The following is a 19656-nucleotide window of genomic DNA, read 5'->3' as shown; positions in this document are numbered from 1 at the left end:
GGTTCAGAAAATTGCTCAAAATTTTTACAAAACTCATCAACAATTGAATAAATATCCGTAATTTTATCAAAACAAATCATAAGGCAAATCTTAGTTAAATCATTAAATGTCAGAAACTTAAAGATACTAATTTTTGCCTTTTATCACAAGCTATTTATTCTAAATTTATAATCGAACTCAGGTTAAGAAGTTTTAGTTCTAAAAGCGGAAACATCATTGCATTGAATGATGGTGCAGGAATTGAAATTAAAGACAAGGCTGGAAATCATGTTACCTTAAGCGGAACAGGTAATCTTACAACTGAGATTAGTGCAGATTACACTGAAAATATTGGAGGCAATCAAACCACTAATATTACTACGGCGAATACAATTAATATTGATAGTAAAGACGGAGGTGGTGCAAATTCTGTTTTAAAATTAGATAATGCTGGAAATGTGAGTGTGACTTGTGATACAGAAATAAAATTTGAGACTGGACTAAGTTCAATAACTATGAAAAAAGATGAAGCTGAAGTAAGAGCAAAAATAACAGTATTAGCTGGGAAAGATTAAATTTAAGATATATATGAATATAAATGAATCTAACATTCAAAAAATAACATTATCCCTATGTTTACTTTACTTCTTATTTTCAATGATCCAAACTATTTGTGATATCAATAATCTAAAGCATGAAAATTGGAAACATGCAGAAAATCAAAGTACAATATACTCAAGTAGAAGAAGTACTACTGTTACTTATGATTTTATAAAGGATAGTATAAGAATTACTCGAAAGTATCCAGGTATTTTAGAAGGATTAAATACTTGGATGTGGAATATTGATAAAAATAATAAAAAGGTGGATATATCTTTTTACATTAAAAATTCAGATTATGAAAGAATACTTAATAATAAATTAACAAATAGAAAGGATATTTTTGGTAATGAGCTAAATGAGTTCGAAGGAATACCATTTTTTGGATTGAGAGAAATAAATATATATTCTAATAAATTACTACTAACACTAGATGTTTGGAAATATAATTACAATATCCTTATTGCATTTATTTTACTAATCTTGCCATATTTTATAATTTTTATTTTAAAAAAAATCATGAAAGTATCCATATATAAAAATAATAATTCAAAAATAGAAAGTAAAATAGGAGAATTCATGATTTTTTTCTTTGTACTACTTTTCATAAATTTAATTGTTTAAAATGAAAAAAATAATACAAATCATAATTGGCATTATTGCATTAGGTTTTACTATCGTAATTGCTAAAAATACTCTTTTTACAAGTGCAGATAATCGTTTATATGATGATGGTTGGACAGCTTACGAAAAAGGGGATTATAATACTGCTATTTTTTATTTTGAAAAGATAGATAAAACTAAATATCCAGATGTTTATGTTGGCTTAGGATCATGTTACATGAATACAGAGGATTTTGATAATGCTATTCAAAATTTTCAACAAGCATATAAAAAGAATTTAGGTAAAGGAACCGAAGATTATAACAAAATTCGATACTCTCTAGGATATTGCTATTTGCAAATTAGAAACTATAAAAAAGCGAGATTTTATTTTAAAGAAGCAATAAAACACGGAGGTTCTAATAGTATAAGAAATATTCAAATCATAGATTCGCTAGAGAATGAACAGAAAATAAAATAAGAGACTTCTTTAAAGGTCTCTTTTTGTTTTTGAAAGATCAAAAATAACAGTATTAGCTGGAAAAGATTAATGAAAAATACACTTTACCTAATCCTTATGTTAATTTTTCCTTTTTTGGTTACATTTTTTTTTGTGTTTTCTATAAAAAAAACTGATTCAAATTTAAAACCCATAAGGGAAATAGTAATACTTGGAAAATTTAACAAAACAATAATGATTGATAAACATGCTAGCAAAAGACGAGTATCCTTTATTGTTGAAAAACAAAATAAAAAAATAAAATTTGAAAGAAAATATACTGGTTTTATTACCAATTGGAAAAAATTATTTGAATATAGAAAATATGAGAATAACGAAGTTCTATATTTTTCAATAGAAAAAAACGAGGAGTTTAATCAAAAAGATAAAATTCCTTTTTTTGGACTCAACCAAACTGAAAAAAATCTTAATTACTTTTTTGATATTTTTCTATTTCTAAGAGAAAAATATTTTTTTTTCTGATTTTTTTATTTATTGGATTTATAATTTTGGGGGGAAATTTGGTTGATAACTCTGGAGGAATTTCATTAAATAAACCATTAAGCGTTTTATTCTTTTTAAATATTGTTTATTTATTCTTCTTAATTATTTGGTAATAAGTAAATTCAAAAATCAAACAATCGTGAAAAGAAAAATTATTTTAATTACTGGTATTATAGGGATTATTATTGCAATTATATTTTTCATTGCAATAATTAAAAACATTTTTTTTACTGATGGACAAACAAAACTATACGAAGATGGTTGGACTGCCTATGAAAACAAACAATATGACTTAACAATATTTTATCTAAATAAAGTTGAAAAAAATAAATATCCGGATATTGTTGCTCCATTAGGATTTTCATACTTTGAAAAAAAGGATTTCCAAAATACGATTTCTAATTTAAAAGAGGCCTACGATAAAAAAATTGGCGAGAAAGAAGGTTATTATGATAAAATAGCAAATACATTGGGGATAAGTTATTTGGAGAAAGGAGATTATGATAAATCAGAATTGTATTTGAAAAAAGCTCAAGAATTGGGAAATGAAAATGCACTTAGAAATCTTCAGATTTTGGATTCTTTACAACAATCTCAACAAAAAAGACCTTGAAATGGTATTTTTATTATAAAACCAAACAATTTTTCGGATAAAGAAATATAATTTGAAATTAGAATAAAATACCTCATTTTTGCAGAAATATTTGCAGCAAGACTATGAAGATTATTGATATTGAAAACTGGAAAAGAAAAGAACATTTTGAATTTTTTTCTAAACTGGCAAATCCTTCTTTTGGCATCACCACAGAAGTAGACTGTACCATTGCTTATGAGGAGGCAAAATCTAAAGAGCGCTCTTTCTTCGCCCATTATTTTCATAAATCGATGATCGCTGTAAATACCGTAGAAGAATTAAAATTGAGATTGGTAGACGATAAAGTTGTTCTTTTTGATACCATTGATGCGGGAACAACAATTTCCAGAGAAGATGGTACTTTCGGGTTTATTTATGTTCCGTTTTCACCAGATTTCGAAATCTTTAATAAAGAATTACAAAGAGAAATTAATGAAGTTCAAAATTCTACAGGTTTACGACTTAAAAATGAAGATTTAACTTTAGGTCTTATTCGCCACTCTACCCTTCCATGGTCACATTTTTCTGCTTTGTTGAATCCTTCCAATTTAGATAATAAAGATACCGTTCCTAAAATAGTTTTTGGAAAATTTGCGATCAGAGAGGGTAAAAAATATTTGCCTGTTGCGATAGAAGCGCATCATGGCTTAGCCGATGGATTGCACATAACGCAGTATTTAAACAAGTTTCAAAAAGAATTGAATAAAACAATTTGATGCCTTAACAAAGACTGATTTCATTATTCACTACAACTTACAAGGCTGTCATCTCATCTACCATTCAAAACATAATCGGATAGAATGCTCCACCCGATTATATTTTTTTATGGTTATATTATTTATTCAGAAGAATAGCAGCTTCCTTAGCAGCATAAGTAAAAATCATATCTGCTCCTGCTCTTTTGAAGCACGTAAGACTTTCTAGAATAGCTTTGTCATTGTCTAACCACCCATTTTGTGCAGCAGCTTTCAGCATTGCATACTCACCACTTACGTGGTACACGGCAATGGGTAAATCTATCGCTTCACGCACTTTGGCTACAATATCTAGATAGGGCAAACCTGGCTTTATCATGATGATATCTGCGCCTTCTTCTACATCTTTGTAAACTTCATTTAGGGCTTCTCTAGAATTATGAAAATCCATCTGATAGGTTTTTTTATCTTCTGGAATATTTTCGTGATCCACAGGTGCACTATCCAAAGCATGACGGAATGGTCCATAGAAAGAACTCGCATATTTTGCAGAATAGCTCAAGATGCCTACATCTGTAAATCCACTTTCTTCCAAAGCTTCTCTTATGACCAATACTCTTCCGTCCATCATATCACTAGGTGCCATAATGTCAGCACCTGCTTCCGCTAATGACACAGACATTCTTGCCAAAGCGTCATTGGTAGCATCGTTTACGATCTTTCCGTTTTCTATGATACCGTCATGACCATAGATAGAGTAAGGATCCAAAGCCACATCAGGCATAAGAATCATCTCAGGAATTGCATCCTTAATCGCCCTTATCGCGTTTTGCGTCAATCCGTTTTTGTTCCAAGCTTCCTTCCCTGTATTATCTTTTAGGGTATCCGAAACCTTCATGTACAAGTTTACTGCTTTTACTCCTAGAGAAAATAACTCTTTACATTCTATTACAGTAAGATCTATACTCCTTCTAAAAATACCAGGCATAGAATCTATAGGTTCTTGCTTGTTTTGACCTTCCATTACAAAGATTGGCATTACAAAATCATTTGTGGATAATGTATTTTCACTTACCAAACTTCTTATTGAGGCATTCACTCTCAATCTTCTATTTCTTGAATATATCATCTTTGGAATACTTTTTGAACATTAGACTACAAATTTACTATAAGTTCTGTAAATAATTGTTGCAGATATATATAGATTTTATTAGATTTGTTTAAAATACACAAATAATATTTACTCGTAGATGAAAAAACTTTTACTATTGTCTCTTTTTGCTGGTTTATTTTTCGGTACTGCTGAAACTACCCATGCGCAAATGAGAGAGCCCAATTCTCTGACACAGAAGTCTGATGACGGTGTGCTCATCGCTTATCCAAATCCAGCGAGAGATTTTCTAATGATAAAAAGCAAGGATACAGCGTTAAAAATAAAAAACGTAACCTTCTACTCTATTCTAGGTACGCAAGCTGCTAATTACGCAATTAATGCTAATAAAGCAGAAATTAATATTGAAAGACTAAAACCTGGAAAATACCTTATCCGATACACCTTAAGCGATAATACACAGAAAGTAACACAAATCGTAAAACAATAATTATAAAATCCTGAATATTTCAGGATTTTTTTACTTTACATAAAATCTGTTTTATTATTTCCGTAACTTTCGAGATATTTTTACACTTTTTAAAAACTACTGAATGCTAAAAGCTGAACATATTACTAAAACTTATAATGCTGGAAAGAAAATAGCGCTGGAAGATTTTAGTATAGATGTCCCAAAAGGAAGTATTTATGGACTTCTAGGTCCCAATGGCGCTGGTAAAACTTCTTTTATTAGAATCATCAATCAAATCACACAGGCTGATTCTGGAGAAATCTTCATTAATGGAGAAAAACTAAATCCTTCTCATATTAGAGACATTGGATATATGCCTGAAGAAAGAGGTTTGTATAAAAATATGAGCGTTGGCGACCAAATTATCTATTTCGGGGAATTGAAAGGAATGACGAAAAATGATGCTCAAAATGAAGCTAAAAAATGGTTTGATAAGCTACACATAGACCAATGGTGGAAGAAAAAACTTTCTGAACTCTCTAAAGGAATGGCACAAAAAATACAATTTGTAGTCACCGTGTTACATAGACCTCATCTTCTGATCTTGGATGAACCTTTTTCGGGTTTTGATCCAGTGAACGCTAATCTAATTAAAGATCAAATTTTAGAGCTAAAAAATAATGGTACCACAATTATTCTATCTACCCATCGTATGGAAAGTGTAGAACAGATGTGCGACTCTGTAGCGTTGGTGAATCATTCTAAAAAAATAATTGATGGTAAGGTTTTCGAAGTGAGAGAAAAATTCAAGAAAAATATTTTCGGTGTTACCCTTGCAGACGTAAATGCTGAACTGTTTCAAAGTTTCCAAAACAAATATGAAATCTTCAATCTTACAAACGAAAATCAGCTTTTATCATTCGACCTAAAAAATTCAGCCAACCAAAACGACATTTTGCTAGACCTTGTGAATATTGGGAAAGTACGTTCATTCGATGAGAAAATTCCGAGCATGAACGAAGTGTTTATAAATGCAGTTGGTAACCATTCTTAAATTCTATGAATAATATATTTTTAATCACAAAAAGAGAATTTCTTACCCAAGTAAAGAAAAAATCATTCGTCATACTTACTTTACTCGCTCCACTAATGATCATTGGCTTTGGTGCTGTAGTTGGTCTAATGTTTAAAGCCAACGAGTCTCACAATGTCATTGAAGTAGTAGATAATTCAGGTATTTTTACGGGGAAACTGAAATCCACCGATCAACTGGAATATGTATTTGTTCCTGTACAAGATGAGAACAGTAAGGTAAGTACTTTAAAGGAAAATAAAGATATAGACGGAATTCTAATTCTGCCCCAAATTACAAGTAATAACTTTGATGATATTGAGAAAAACTCTCGTCTTTTGGTAAATACTAAGTTAGGCTTTGATACCAAACAAGATATAATTTCAGACATAAGCAATGTCATAAAAAAGGAGAAAATAAAACAATTGGGCATCGCTGAGACTCAACTGGAAAATCTTGATAAAAATTTCAGTCTCAAGACGATTAATGTGAATGATGACGACAAAGAAGATTCTAATCTTAGTTTTGGGGTAAAAACAGGATTAAGTATGGGATTAATGTACGTTACTTTCATGTTTATTATCATCTATGGAGTTCGTGTGATGCGCAGTGTCTTAGAAGAAAAAAATAATCGTGTGGTAGAAATTATTATTTCTTCTGTAAAACCGTTTGAACTGATGATGGGTAAGATTTTGGGCGTAACGATGGTGGCACTTACCCAATTTATTATTTGGATTACCATGTCTGTTGCAGGGGCATTATTCTTGAATACTGGGTTTTCAGCATTACAAAATAACATCCCAGGACAAAGTGACAGCGTGCTGAATAAATTTGATATCTTAAAATTGGGAACCGAAATTTCTCATACTTTATTAGATCTTAATTTTCCATTAATTATTTTTGTATTCATAGTTTTCTTTCTTTTAGGATATATATTCTATAGTTCTATCTATGCAGCTATTGGTTCTGCAGTAGATAACGAAACCGAAACACAACAATTTACCTTATTTGCCATTTTGCCACTTAGTTTGGGGATGTATGGTAGTTTTTCTGTAATGAATAATCCAGATGGGCCTTTGGGAGTATGGTTATCTATTATCCCATTCACTTCGCCGGTTGCTATGATTGCGAGAATACCTTTTGGAGTTCCTGCTTGGCAAATCGCATTATCAATTTTTTTATTGCTAATCACCACTATTTTCATGATCTTCTTGGCAGGAAAAATCTATCGTGTAGGTATCTTAATGTATGGTAATAAAGCTACTTTAAAAGAAATTTGGAAGTGGATTAGAAGTTAGGATCTATACTGAGCATTGTGCTTACCTTAGATAGGTAAAATTCTTACATTTACTATTTTTAAAAGCCCTAGAAGCACATTATTTCTGGGGAGAACAAACCATTGAATACTATGCAATTATCAGATAAACTTATTTTAGAACTGCAAAAACGCCTAAAAATAGGCAACAGACGTGGCGTACATCTTAATGCCATACCTTCTCATTCTAAATATAAATTTGACTTAAATAGGCTCTCCCTTATTGATAAAAATTTGCCCAATAATTTCATTAAAGACTTGCTATCTCAGCAACCTTTAAAATTTAAAATAAGTGGAAAAGAAAGTGCATCGGATATCAATACTTTGTTTGAAGAAGAACAATTACAATTGGTAAAAATCTCCAAAGCATTTGAAAATTTAGTCAACCAAACTGAAGTTATTGAATCCGAGAAAGGTATCAATACTTTTGGGTTTGGGTTTCCGATTTTGGTAAGAAGAGATAAAGCCGATAACAAATTAACAGTAGCCCCTATCTTAATTTGGTCGCTAAGGATAAAAAGAACTCGGGAGTCTCAAACTTGGGAAATCCTAAGAAATGATGAAGACCCTATCTATATCAATGAAGTCCTCATCAATCATTTGCAGAGCGATGCGCAAGTAACAATAGACCCAATTCCTAACGAAATGTTAGAAGATGGTTTGATTAATAATGATGAGTTATTGGATATTTGCACATCGATTCTAAAAACCGTCAACGCCTCTGTTACCGATGATTTAAGAGAAATTCTGCAACAGAAATTACAAAATGTAACCTCAATTGGAAGCAAAAACAACTACGAAAGTCTTCCACTTACGCCTGCCAATTCTTTGATAGATTTTAGTGGATTATTTTCTATTTTTGAAGTTCAAAAACAAAATATCATCAGTGATTTTGATGAATTATTAAAGCTAAAAGATCAAGAAATAAGTCTGGAAGATTTAGAGAATAATACGTTTCAATCTATATCGTCTGTAGAAACAGATCCTTCGCAACAAAGCATCCTTCATGCGTTAGAAAACAAAAGAAATCTACTGATACAAGGTCCTCCAGGAACTGGAAAAAGCCAAACCCTTACTGCAGTTCTTATCAATGCTTTAGAAAATAATAAAAAAACAATTGTTGTTTGCGAAAAAAGAACAGCACTAGAAGTACTGTATAATGCATTAGTAGAAAAAGGACTTCAAAATAATTGTGTGCTCATTAGAGATCTCATTAAGGATAGAAAGACGGTAGTGGATTCTGTACGAGACAGAATAGATATGCCAGAGTTTAGAAGACTAGGTTCTAAAGCTTCCAAAGATGCGCTTGCCAACACCATTAATAAAGCAAAATCGCTAATTGAGAGTATTAATAAAAAACATCAAAAAGTAGGGAAAGAACTTTTGGGATCAGATAATTGGACTCAGATTGTTGGTAAATTTCTTCAAGCCTCGAAAAATTCTCCTTCTCTACCAAAACTGGATATTGATAAAAGTATTTTCGAATTTTCTCCTACCGAACTGAATGCGAAATTGGATTTAGTTCAAAATGGACACAGATTGTTTGCAGCTTACGAACCCATTTCAGCAAATAATTTCCTGAATAGCAATAAGATGTTCGGCGAAAATCAATTTTTGGTTAAACAAAATTTGAATGACGATTTCGACCAATATGCAAGCGCTCTACAACGTATAAAATCTTTGTTGGAAGACAATAGAAATGAATATCATATCCTAAGAAATACAGAATTTTCTAATTTAAGTTTGTTGATAGACGAAATTATCAACGGAATTATTTCTCACGAAAATCAGTTGTACACAGCTATAGAAAGTGCAAGACATAATTATACTCAGTTTAGAGAAAATGAATACCGTGAACAAAATTCTAAAACGCAACAAAATATTGCAAGTATAGAGCGCATTTTGGATGAAAATAGAAATAATAACGATCTGAAAGATGAGGATAAAATAAATGGTTTTGGATACAAGATGTTTTCTATTTTTTCAAAAGATAAAAAGCAAACCATCGCCGATCATCAAACTTTGGTAGAACTATTTAATTCTCTTCAAAATACTTTAAACTTATCAAAAGATTTACCTAAAAAGGAATTTAGAGGAACATTATTGGATAAACAGACCGATCTTATTGCATTGAAATCTGAACTAGAATCTACTAAAAATAACTTTTCTTATCAAATTGAAACGAAGTTTAATGCTTTTAAACTCAATACTATTTTGGATGGTAAAGAGTCTCAAAATGTATATCAAGCTATTGATCAATCCATTCAAAACAATCAAAATTCGGCAGCTTTTAAAGAAATATTAATTTCCATGAAAAAGCAATTTCAGATGATACAAACTGATGTATCAACCGATCTTGCCAATCTGAGAAATCATTTGCATAATCACAAAGATCTTCAACTTAACTACTCTTTCGATCGTACTTTTGAGGAAAATAAAATTCTTTTTACAGAAATAAAACAGAGAATCAATTTGATTAAAAATGAATTGGACAATCAATTGGATGAAGAATTTAAAGAAATAAATCTTCTAGAAACTGATGATTCCGAAATGCGACTTAAAAGCTTGGCTTTATTGCAAAATGAAGTAAAATCTTTAAATCAAAAAATAAGTGAAGACCAATGGATTGCAGAAAAAATAAGCACTTCTACTCTTCCACAATTTATTGAAGAGACCGAGAAACTTTTGGCAAAAAAAGACTTTTATTTCAACGCTGCACACGATAATTTTAATATAGAATTCAGTTGGTTTCAGTTTTACAATGCCTTAAACTTTGATGATAAATCTATAATTGATGCTTTGCAACAAAGTCAAAATTGGAGAAAAGACTTTTTGATGTATTATCTGAACGCGCTTCTATTATCTTCTGCAAATATGGATTTGCCCACGAATGACAACGATCATTTGGAACTAAAATCCACACTAAAAGGCATTGGCAATGAACAATTGAAATATGTAAAAGACTTCTGGAACAGCCAACAAGTTGAGAAAACGAAAGATTTTGAATTAAATAATAGAAATTTATCTGTTGAAAATCTGTACAACAAAAGAAGCAGTGTAAAATTCAAGAGGTTATCGCTAAGACAAATTGTGCAGTATGATTTAGAATTGTTTACTAATTTTTTTCCGATTATCCTTACTTCGCCAGATGTTGCGAGTAATCTTTTTAAAGGGATGAATGGATATTTTGACATTGTAATGTTCGATGAAGCAAGTCAGCTAAGATTGGAAGATAATTTACCTGCTATACTCAAAGGTAAACAAGTGATTATCGCTGGTGATGAGCATCAAATGCCACCTTCCAACTATTTCAGCAAAGTTTTTGATGGTGAAATTGAAGATGAGGAAGAAGTAGAAGAAGAAAAAATTGAAGTAGATAAAGAAAACCTTCTTTTGTCTTGTGAGTCTCTTCTAGAATTTGGTTCTGAATTGAGGTTTGAAAAACAATATTTGGACTTCCATTACCGTTCTAAACATCCTTATTTAATAGATTTCTCCAACTATGCTTTCTATAACCAAAGGCTAAAACCGTTGCCTGCACATTTCCAATACACGCCGATAAGTTACGTACAAGTGAATGGAACCTTCTCAGATTATACCAATGAAGCTGAGGCAGAAAAAATATTATCAATCATTGAAAATAGCATCCAAAGGTTACCGAATGGAGAATATCCTTCTGTAGGTGTTGCAACATTTAATATTACTCAGAGAAACTTAATTAAAAGTAAAATTTTGGATCGTCAAAAATATCCAGAATTTGATGCATTTAATAAAAAAATTCAAGAGCTAGAAGGAAAAGGATTTTTCATAAAAAATCTAGAAAATATACAAGGTGACGAAAGAGATGTTATTATATTATCAACCACTTATGGAGTGAGCAAAGATGGGAAATTTGCACAAAGGTTTGGTCCGATAAATCATTCTAAAGGATACAAGTTGCTGAATGTAATTGTAACTAGAGCCAAATACAAAGTGTACGTCTGTACTTCTATCCCAGAATCTGTATTTATGAACTATAAAGATTATTTGGTGACAGAAGGTTCTAACAACAAGAAAGCGGTCTTATTTGCTTATTTAGCCTATGCTAAAGCAGTAAGTGAGAAGAATGAAGAATCTAGAATTGGTGTACTTACAAGCCTTGCAGAAAATAGCTCTAACGCTTCGGGTTATGATGATTTCCTGGGCCATAACTTAGAATCTCCATTTGAAGAGGAAGTATACCAAAGATTGGTGGATGAATTGGGATCTCAGCATCTTATTCCACAGTTGAAGGTTTCAGAATTCCGTATCGATATCGTGTATGATTCTAAAATCCCAGGAGTACCGAAAATTGCGATAGAATGTGATGGAGCCAAATATCATTCTAGCAGGGAAGCGTATTTGCATGATACTCACAGGCAAAAAATATTAGAAAATCATGGTTTTGTGTTCCATCGTATTTGGAGTACCAATTGGTGGGACAACCCGACCAGAGAAACGGCAAAATTGGTACGCTTCATCAGAGAAATTGAGGCTCAGCCTTTAGCGATTACAGATAACAATTTATCTGAGACCTTTAAAGACCTGTAATGATATTATTCTTAAAATAAATAATTTCCAAAAACAATAAACCCAGAAATTTTTCATTTCTGGGTTTATTTATGATAAAATTACAATCTTTTAGTTGAAAATGTAGCTTAAACTAACACTTAGTACTTGTTCAGATTTCTTTTTCTCAGTATTTGGATCTTTAGTAAAACTTTCCACTAAATTAGGATATGTATTAGATACTCCAAAATCGTACTTCAGTGCTAATTCCAATTGTCTTTTGTAGCTGTATCCAATACCTACACCCACTGCAAAGTTGAATGAACTCGCTTTACCGTTGATCTGTGGATAATTAGGATCTGTTACATCTGGATCATAATAAGGTCTGCTCGCAGGAGCGTTTTTTACTTTTTGATCTAGTAAGAAATTGAACCTTGGACCAATTATTCCGAAAAATTCTGATTCTGCTTCAGAAAAATATCCTTTGAAATAAACTGGCACACTGATGTAATTATTAGCATACACTGCATTATAACCATCTATACCTTTCGCATCTTTATCCTTCCCACTCTCACCAGCGCTATAATACACTACCTCGGGTTGAAGATAAAATTGATTGCTACTTCCCATCGGGATCAATGCCAAACCACCACCTTGGAAGCCAAATCTGGCTCCGGAAGGATTATGTGCATTTTTCACCCTAGAATAGTTGCCACCTGCAGTTACACCAAATCGCGTACTACTAAAATCTATTTGTGCAAAAGATAGAGTAGAAAAAGCCAATGCAGAGGCTAATAAAGTTTTTTTCATATCATTTATGTTTGTTTATCCTAATACTTTAGCTACAGTAGCACCAATATCTGCAGGAGAGTCTACTACGTTGATACCGTTTTCTCTCATGATTTCCATTTTAGCTTGTGCTGTATCTTCGTCTCCTCCAACAATAGCACCTGCGTGACCCATTGTTCTTCCTTTAGGTGCAGTTTGACCTGCGATGAAACCAATTACTGGTTTTGTAGAACCACTTTGTTTGTACCATCTTGCAGCTTCAGCCTCTAGACCTCCACCAATTTCTCCGATCATTACTACTGCTTCAGTTTCTGGATCGTTGATGAATAATTCTAATGCTTCTTTAGTTGTAGTTCCAATAATTGGGTCTCCACCAATACCAATTGCTGTAGAAACACCAAAACCAGCTTTCACTACTTGGTCAGCTGCTTCATAAGTAAGAGTACCAGATTTTGAAACGATACCTACTTTACCTTTTTTGAAAACAAAACCTGGCATAATACCAATTTTAGCCTCATCTGAAGTAATAATACCTGGACAGTTTGGCCCGATTAATCTGCACTCTTTTTCTGAGATATAAGATTTTACTTTTACCATATCTGCTACAGGAATACCTTCTGTAATACATACAATTACTTTGATACCTGCTTCTGCAGCCTCCATAATAGCATCAGCTGCGAATGCAGGTGGTACGAAAATGATACTTACATTAGCTCCTGCTTTTTCTACTGCATCTGCAACGGTGTTGAAAACTGGCTTGCCTAAGTGCTCGCTTCCTCCTTTTCCTGGAGTAACACCACCTACAACGTTTGTACCGTATTCAATCATCTGACTTGCGTGGAAAGTACCTTCGTTACCTGTAAATCCTTGTACGATTACTTTAGAATCTTTGTTTACTAAAATTGACATTTTATTGTTGTTTTAATTTTTATTATTGCTCACAAATCTACTTAATTTTCTTTGAATTTTGGTAAAACCTAGCGATTAATGTTTATCACCTTCATTAAAAAACGTTAATATTACTACAATCACGTTAATTATCGTGGAAATATAGAGTTTATAAAAATTTGTTTTAAGCATGATATTTATGGTAGTAATTACCTAAAAGCAGTATTGCAAACCTACTTATTCTATTTTTTTGATGTCAGAAAACCATCTCAATCCTACTTTTTGGCTCATGACATATCATAAAAGTTGGTGTTTTTTTATAAAATTAAATAACCCAATTTTGGGGCAACACAATCTAGTTTCACGGAAAAATTTGGTTGCTCTTTCTGTGAAACTCAATTAGCATTTTTTTAATTTTTAAAATGAAAAATATATTCTTATCTTGTCTAATGAAAGTTTCTAAAACTATTTTTAAGCTTGTACCATCAGTAAAATTAGGATAATTTAAAATATGAATAAAAAAGCTGTAATTTTTCTCCTAAGCATGTGTTTTTTACCTTTGATCATTTTCTTTGGGTATTTTTTTATTGAAAGTCTTATGGATAATAGAACTCGAAAAGAAATATATTTGGAAAAATATAAGAAAGATTTTTATAATTTCAAAGTAGACACAATATTTAGGGATAACAGAAACCATAATGCAATGACACTTAAGGGTAAAGATAAATATGATATTGAAACTTTAACACCTGAATGGGAATATAGCATATTTCAAAAGGGAGATTCTATTGTAAAAGAGAAAGGTAGCTTGAAAATCTATTTGTACCGAGATAAAAAGCTTGACACTATTTTGGATTATAACAATATCTATATTAGGGAAAATTGAGGATAGTTAGATAGTTTCGTAATTTTCCATTAAACAAAAAATCAATATCTAAAGTCGGAGATATTGATTTTTTGTTGATTAAAATAGTATTGGCTTATAAGTTCTTTAGTTTCACTTCTTTTTTTAGATAAGTTCTAAAATCTTCGGCAAGCATACCAATGTAAGTTCCTTTTTCTAAGTCTCTGTTTACTCCTGTTTTTCCAAGGATTATTGATCCTTTTGCAATCCTATTGCCAGATGCCATACCAACTTGTCCCCAAATGGTAACCTCATCTTCTATAATGCAACATCCTGCAATCCCTGTAAGAGAAGCAATAAGGCATCTTTTGCCAATCACGGTATCGTGACCAATTTGGATTTGGTTGTCTAATACAGAACCTTGTCCAATAATGGTAGAATCTGTAACTCCTCTATCGATGGTACAATTGTTACCAATCTCTACATTGTTTTCTATGATTACATTTCCTACAGATATTAAACGATCATAATTACCCTCCAATTTTCTGTAATAAAATGCATCGCCTCCCAATACAGTTCCCGATTGGATGATTACGTTATCGCCAATAACTGTTCTGTCACCAATAACTACGTTTGGAAATATGAGGCTGTTTTTTCCGATGGTTACGTTGTTGCCAATGACAGCGGTACGGTGTATTTTGGTTCCTTCGCCAATTTGAACGTCGTGTAATTCTTCTGAAAAATTGGTAATTCTTGTAAAATGAGTATTGATTTTATTAAAATCTCTAAATGGATCTTCTGAAACCAATAGTGCTTTGCCTTCTGGGCATTCTACTTCTTTATCGATAAGAATGATGGTAGCATCAGAATTAAGGGCTTTTTCGTAGTATTTTGGGTGGTTTACGAAAACTATTTCGCCAGCTTTCACTCTGTGAATCTCGTTGGTTCCTAAAATTTGGAAATCTTCTGGTCCTACAAATTTTGCATCTATAAGTTCTGCAATATTTTTCAGGGTTTGAGGAGAATGGAATGTCATATTTTTCTTTAGGGTATTTGCATCCTCTTTATCTTGGTTTGTTGGAAAACGGATAAAGTAATTGGAATTTGGGTTGGGTATCGCAGCCCGACCTTAGTGGAGCTCTTTTTGCAAATGCTAGCAAAGGAATAGCGTGGGAAGTTTGCAAAAAAGCGAGAACGGAGGGCGGAAATAGCTGCCAAAAAAAATAATTTGTAATGCTAAAGTTTTTGCCAAAAAATAAAAATGGAAGCATGAAGATCAACTTCAGACTTCCATCTATGGGTTTTGGACTTATTTTACTCTTTCTAAGTAAGAACCGTCTTCTGTGTTTACTTTGATTTTGTCTCCTGGCTCTATAAATAATGGAACCATTACTCTTGCGCCTGTTTCTACGATAGCGTTTTTCAGAGCATTGGTAGCAGTATTCCCTTTCACACCTGGATCTGCTTCTATTACTTCTAGGTAAACAGATTGAGGAAGTTCTGCAGAGAGTGGAGTTTCGTCTGCTTCCTTAAGGATGATCGTTACTTCTTCACCTGCTTTCATCAGCTGTGCGTTTTCGATCATTTCTTTGTTTAGATACAACTGAGAAAAGTCTTCGTTATTCATAAAGTGGAAACCATTTTCGTCATCGTAAAGGTATTGGAATTTTCTAGTGATTACTTTTACCTCATCGATTTTGTGACCTGCAGAAAATGTATTGTCTAACACTTTACCATTGGTTACAGATTTCATTTTCGTTCTTACAAACGCAGGACCTTTACCTGGTTTTACGTGCATGAATTCTATTACTTTGAAAATATCATTGCTAAACTCGATGCAAAGACCTTTTTTTATATCGTTACTTGTTGCCATTAAATTTTTATATTAACTTTTTTGTTTATTATTCTTTACTTGTTCCGTACCCTTTTACGATACCACGAGGAGAATTTTTGATAAATTCTGTAATCTCGTCTCTCTCTGCAGTTGGTAACATTTCTTTCTCTATGGTATTAAGAGCTTGTGTGACGTTCATTTTGGTTTGAAATAGATAACGATAAATCTTCTGAATTTCGAAAATTTTATCATTATTGAATCCTCTTCTACGAAGTCCAACAGAGTTAATACCCGCATAAGAAATAGGTTCTCTACCTACTTTGATGTAAGGTGGTATATCTTTTCTGATAAGCGATCCTCCAGAGATCATTACATGCTTACCAATTTTACCAAATTGTTGTACCGCAGAAAGACCACCCATTACGGTAAAATCCCCAATTTCTACATGTCCTGCAATGCCACAACCGTTGGCAATAATCACGTTATTACCAATGATACAATCATGTGCAACGTGGGAAGTTGCCATAATGAGACAATTATCTCCTACTTTTGTATAGCCTAATGCTTTTGTACCTCTGTTTACGGTAACACATTCTCTCAGCGTTGTATTGTCACCAATGATGGTTTGGGTATCTTCGCCATCAAATTTCAAATCTTGTGGAATAGCTGATATTACTGTTCCTGGAAAAATCATACAATTTTTACCGATTCTTGCTCCATCCATAATGGTAACATTGGATCCTATCCAAGTACCTTCACCAATTTCTACGTCTGCCGCAATTGTAGTGAATGGCTCTACAATAACGTTTTTGCTAATTTTTGCACGTTTATCAACGGCTGCTAATTGATGAATCATCTACTCCACTTTATTTTTTGCAACTTGAGCCATTAATTCTGCTTCTACAGCTACTTGATCTCCTACATATCCGTACCCTTGCATATGTACGATTCCTCTCCTGATTGGTGAAATAAGTTCTATCTTGAAAATCATGGTATCACCAGGAACCACTTTTCTTTTGAATTTCACTTTGTCTATTTTGATAAAATAAGTTGAATAATTTTCTGGATCTGGAACACTTGCTAGTACCAATATTCCCCCTGTTTGCGCCAACGCTTCTACTTGTAGAACGCCTGGCATTACAGGTTCTTTAGGGAAATGCCCAACAAAGAATGGCTCGTTCATCGTTACATTTTTCAGACCTACTACATGAGAATCTGAAAGCTCCAAAATCTTATCAATTAATAAGAATGGTGGTCTGTGTGGCATCAACTTCATAATTCCGTTGATATCGAAAACAGGTTCTTTTGTAAGATCGAAATCTGGAACGTTTTTCTTACGCTGCAATCTCCAATGGCGATTGAGTTTCTTAGCGAATTGTGTATTAACGAAATGTCCAGGTTTATTGGCAATAATTTTACCTTTTATTTTAACTCCACAAAGTGCTAAATCTCCAATTACATCTAGTAATTTGTGTCTAGCAGCCTCGTTTGGATAATTAAGGGTAAGGTTATCTAGAATACCATTGGGTCTGATAGAAACATTGTCTTTACCAAACGCCTTTTTTAATTTTTCTGTGGTTTCAGGAGTAAGGTCTTTGTCCACATACACAATAGCGTTTGAGATATCTCCTCCTTTGATTAAACCGTGATCTAAAAGCATTTCTAATTCGTGCAAAAAGCTAAATGTTCTTGCAGAAGAAATCTCATCTTTGAAATCGCTAATATTTTTAAGAGTGGCATTTTGAGTTCCTAATACTTTAGTCCCAAAATCTACCATAGTTGTAATCTCGTAGTTATCTGCGGGAATAATGGTAATCTCAGATCCTGTAGCAGGATCGCTATAGGAAAGTACTTCTTTTACCACTAGATATTCTCTTGCTACATTTTGCTCAATAACACCTACTTTTTCTATAGCATCTACAAAGAATTTTGAAGATCCATCCATAATAGGAGGTTCAGATGCATCCATCTCGAGGTAAGCATTATCTATATCACACCCTACAAGGGCCGCAAGGAGATGCTCGCACGTGTTAATTTTTACTCCTAATTTTTCAAGAGTAGTTCCTCTTTCTGTAGCTACAACATAATTTACATCGGCTTCCACTTGGGGGTGCCCTTCTAAATCTGTTCTTACGAAGATGAAACCTGTATTTTCTTTGGCAGGTTTGATGGTTAGTTTTACTTCTTTACCAGTATGAAGGCCAATTCCAGAAAGCGTTACTTCTTCCTGAAGTGTTTTTTGCATATCACTCATTGTAGAATCTTTTGAGTTATTTCTCAAGATTATTTATTTTTCTTACGATTTCAGGTAGATTTCTGAAATGTACGTAACTTCTTAGATATTCGTTATAGTTTATTGCAGGTGATCCATACAAGGCTTGTTTGTCTTCCACGCTAGAGTTTACACCACTTTGCGCTTGTATTTTCACTTGGTTACCTATTTTTATATGACCTACGATTCCCACTTGTCCACCAATTTGGTTCCAATTCCCAATGGTGGCAGATCCAGCAATACCTGTCTGTGCAGCGATTACATTGTTTTCTCCAATTTTCACATTATGAGCTATTTGGATCAGGTTGTCTATTTTGGTTCCTTTTCCAATAACTGTAGATCCTATAGTAGCTCTATCGATACTACAGTTGGATCCAATTTCTACATCATCTTCAATAATAACATTCCCCAACTGAGGAATTTTCTTGAAACCTTCCGCCGTTGGTTGGAAACCAAATCCATCACCCCCGATTACGGTATTAGAATGGATAACACAATTATCACCAATAATGCAATAATCATAGATTCTTGCTCCACTATCTATTTTGCAGTTTTTCCCTATTTTTACTCCTTTACCGATGTAAACTTGCGGATAAATCTGAGTTCCGTCACCAATTTTGGATTTTTCGGACACGTAAGTAAAAGTTCCTATATACACTTTATCGCCTATAGTAGCAGATTCGTGTATAGATGAGCCTTGCTCGACACCTTCTTTTCTACCTTGCATTTCCATATATAGGTTCATTAATACCTGAAAAGATAGATAAGCATCTTTTACAGTAATAATGGTTTGTTTGTAACTATCCTTAGAGATAATATTCTCAGAAACAATAAGTACAGAACATTCTGAAGTTTCTAAATACTGAGAAAAACGCTCTTGAGCAATAAAAGACAGATGACCTTTCTCCCCATTTTCTATAGGTGATACGCCTGTTATAAGTGCATTTTCATCACCTATAATTTTTCCGTTAATAAAACTCGCAATTTGCGAAGCTGTGAATTCCATATCCTGCAAAGATAAGAAAATCTATTATTCACC

Annotated in this window: 18 protein-coding genes and 1 pseudogene; 11 read left to right on the top strand and 8 right to left on the bottom strand. The window is 32.8% G+C overall.

Annotated elements, in window-relative coordinates; genetic code table 11:
* Window positions 1-221 precede the first annotated feature (221 nt).
* The 6 genes from ACKI42_RS11520 (at window position 222) to ACKI42_RS11495 (ending at window position 3535) form a co-directional block, all read left to right on the top strand.
* Complete coding sequence (locus ACKI42_RS11520; RefSeq protein WP_407405567.1) at window positions 222-554, top strand: hypothetical protein; 333 nt, start codon at window positions 222-224, stop codon at window positions 552-554.
* A 13-nt stretch (window positions 555-567) separates the two neighbouring features.
* Window positions 568-1203, top strand: coding sequence for a hypothetical protein (locus ACKI42_RS11515; RefSeq protein WP_407405565.1), 636 nt, complete (start codon window positions 568-570; stop codon window positions 1201-1203).
* Window position 1204: 1 nt separating this feature from the next.
* Window positions 1205-1663 carry a tetratricopeptide repeat protein gene (locus ACKI42_RS11510; protein WP_407405563.1) on the top strand — a complete coding sequence of 153 codons (459 nt, stop codon included), beginning with the start codon at window positions 1205-1207 and terminating at the stop codon, window positions 1661-1663.
* A 69-nt stretch (window positions 1664-1732) separates the two neighbouring features.
* The gene (locus tag ACKI42_RS11505; protein WP_407405561.1) at window positions 1733-2164 is read left to right on the top strand and encodes a hypothetical protein; all 432 of its coding nucleotides are present in this window, start codon (window positions 1733-1735) and stop codon (window positions 2162-2164) included.
* Window positions 2165-2324: 160 nt separating this feature from the next.
* Window positions 2325-2798 carry a tetratricopeptide repeat protein gene (locus ACKI42_RS11500; RefSeq protein ID WP_407405559.1) on the top strand — a complete coding sequence of 158 codons (474 nt, stop codon included), beginning with the start codon at window positions 2325-2327 and terminating at the stop codon, window positions 2796-2798.
* A 104-nt stretch (window positions 2799-2902) separates the two neighbouring features.
* Complete coding sequence (locus ACKI42_RS11495; protein ID WP_407405557.1) at window positions 2903-3535, top strand: CatA-like O-acetyltransferase; 633 nt, start codon at window positions 2903-2905, stop codon at window positions 3533-3535.
* A gap of 118 nt (window positions 3536-3653) precedes the next feature.
* Here the strand turns inward: ACKI42_RS11495 and hemB are convergent, their stop codons facing one another.
* The gene (gene hemB, locus ACKI42_RS11490; protein ID WP_407405555.1) at window positions 3654-4643 is read right to left on the bottom strand and encodes a porphobilinogen synthase; all 990 of its coding nucleotides are present in this window, start codon (window positions 4641-4643) and stop codon (window positions 3654-3656) included.
* A gap of 121 nt (window positions 4644-4764) precedes the next feature.
* Here hemB and ACKI42_RS11485 point away from each other — a divergent pair, with 121 nt between their 5' ends.
* The 4 genes from ACKI42_RS11485 to ACKI42_RS11470 all read left to right on the top strand — a co-directional run bounded on the left by ACKI42_RS11485 (window position 4765) and on the right by ACKI42_RS11470 (window position 12032).
* Window positions 4765-5115 (top strand): T9SS type A sorting domain-containing protein, encoded by a 351-nt coding sequence (locus ACKI42_RS11485; RefSeq protein WP_407405553.1) that lies wholly within the window; start codon window positions 4765-4767, stop codon window positions 5113-5115.
* Between the two features lie 103 nt (window positions 5116-5218).
* Window positions 5219-6130, top strand: a complete 912-nt coding sequence (locus ACKI42_RS11480; protein WP_407405551.1) for an ABC transporter ATP-binding protein — start codon at window positions 5219-5221, stop codon at window positions 6128-6130.
* Window positions 6131-6135: 5 nt separating this feature from the next.
* Window positions 6136-7446 (top strand): ABC transporter permease, encoded by a 1311-nt coding sequence (locus tag ACKI42_RS11475; protein WP_407405549.1) that lies wholly within the window; start codon window positions 6136-6138, stop codon window positions 7444-7446.
* Window positions 7447-7556: 110 nt separating this feature from the next.
* Entirely contained in the window at window positions 7557-12032 is a 4476-nt protein-coding gene (locus ACKI42_RS11470; protein WP_407405547.1) for an AAA domain-containing protein, read from the top strand.
* A gap of 90 nt (window positions 12033-12122) precedes the next feature.
* Here ACKI42_RS11470 and ACKI42_RS11465 read toward each other — a convergent pair whose 3' ends face one another.
* Both ACKI42_RS11465 and sucD read right to left on the bottom strand, forming a co-directional pair.
* Complete coding sequence (locus ACKI42_RS11465; protein WP_407405545.1) at window positions 12123-12800, bottom strand: porin family protein; 678 nt, start codon at window positions 12798-12800, stop codon at window positions 12123-12125.
* Between the two features lie 15 nt (window positions 12801-12815).
* Entirely contained in the window at window positions 12816-13688 is an 873-nt protein-coding gene (sucD, locus tag ACKI42_RS11460; protein WP_407405543.1) for a succinate--CoA ligase subunit alpha, read from the bottom strand.
* Between the two features lie 490 nt (window positions 13689-14178).
* Here sucD and ACKI42_RS11455 point away from each other — a divergent pair, with 490 nt between their 5' ends.
* Window positions 14179-14553: a hypothetical protein gene (locus ACKI42_RS11455; protein WP_407405541.1), complete on the top strand. Its 375-nt coding sequence runs from the start codon at window positions 14179-14181 to the stop codon at window positions 14551-14553.
* A 94-nt stretch (window positions 14554-14647) separates the two neighbouring features.
* Here the strand turns inward: ACKI42_RS11455 and ACKI42_RS11450 are convergent, their stop codons facing one another.
* From ACKI42_RS11450 to lpxD, 5 genes and pseudogenes are all read right to left on the bottom strand, one after another.
* The gene (locus tag ACKI42_RS11450; protein ID WP_407405539.1) at window positions 14648-15547 is read right to left on the bottom strand and encodes an LpxD N-terminal domain-containing protein; all 900 of its coding nucleotides are present in this window, start codon (window positions 15545-15547) and stop codon (window positions 14648-14650) included.
* Between the two features lie 273 nt (window positions 15548-15820).
* Window positions 15821-16384: an elongation factor P gene (gene efp, locus ACKI42_RS11445; RefSeq protein ID WP_407405537.1), complete on the bottom strand. Its 564-nt coding sequence runs from the start codon at window positions 16382-16384 to the stop codon at window positions 15821-15823.
* 28 nt (window positions 16385-16412) lie between these two features.
* Window positions 16413-17201 (bottom strand): acyl-ACP--UDP-N-acetylglucosamine O-acyltransferase, encoded by a 789-nt coding sequence (gene lpxA, locus ACKI42_RS11440; RefSeq protein ID WP_407405535.1) that lies wholly within the window; start codon window positions 17199-17201, stop codon window positions 16413-16415.
* Window positions 17202-18599 carry a bifunctional UDP-3-O-[3-hydroxymyristoyl] N-acetylglucosamine deacetylase/3-hydroxyacyl-ACP dehydratase gene (locus tag ACKI42_RS11435; protein ID WP_407405569.1) on the bottom strand — a complete coding sequence of 466 codons (1398 nt, stop codon included), beginning with the start codon at window positions 18597-18599 and terminating at the stop codon, window positions 17202-17204.
* A pseudogene (lpxD, locus tag ACKI42_RS11430) lies at window positions 18600-19623 on the bottom strand (UDP-3-O-(3-hydroxymyristoyl)glucosamine N-acyltransferase); the annotation flags it as partial.
* Window positions 19624-19656 lie beyond the last annotated feature (33 nt).

Source organism: Chryseobacterium sp. (genome assembly GCF_045629545.1).
Classification (GTDB): domain Bacteria; phylum Bacteroidota; class Bacteroidia; order Flavobacteriales; family Weeksellaceae; genus Chryseobacterium.
This window is presented reverse-complemented; position numbering and strand designations above follow the sequence as displayed.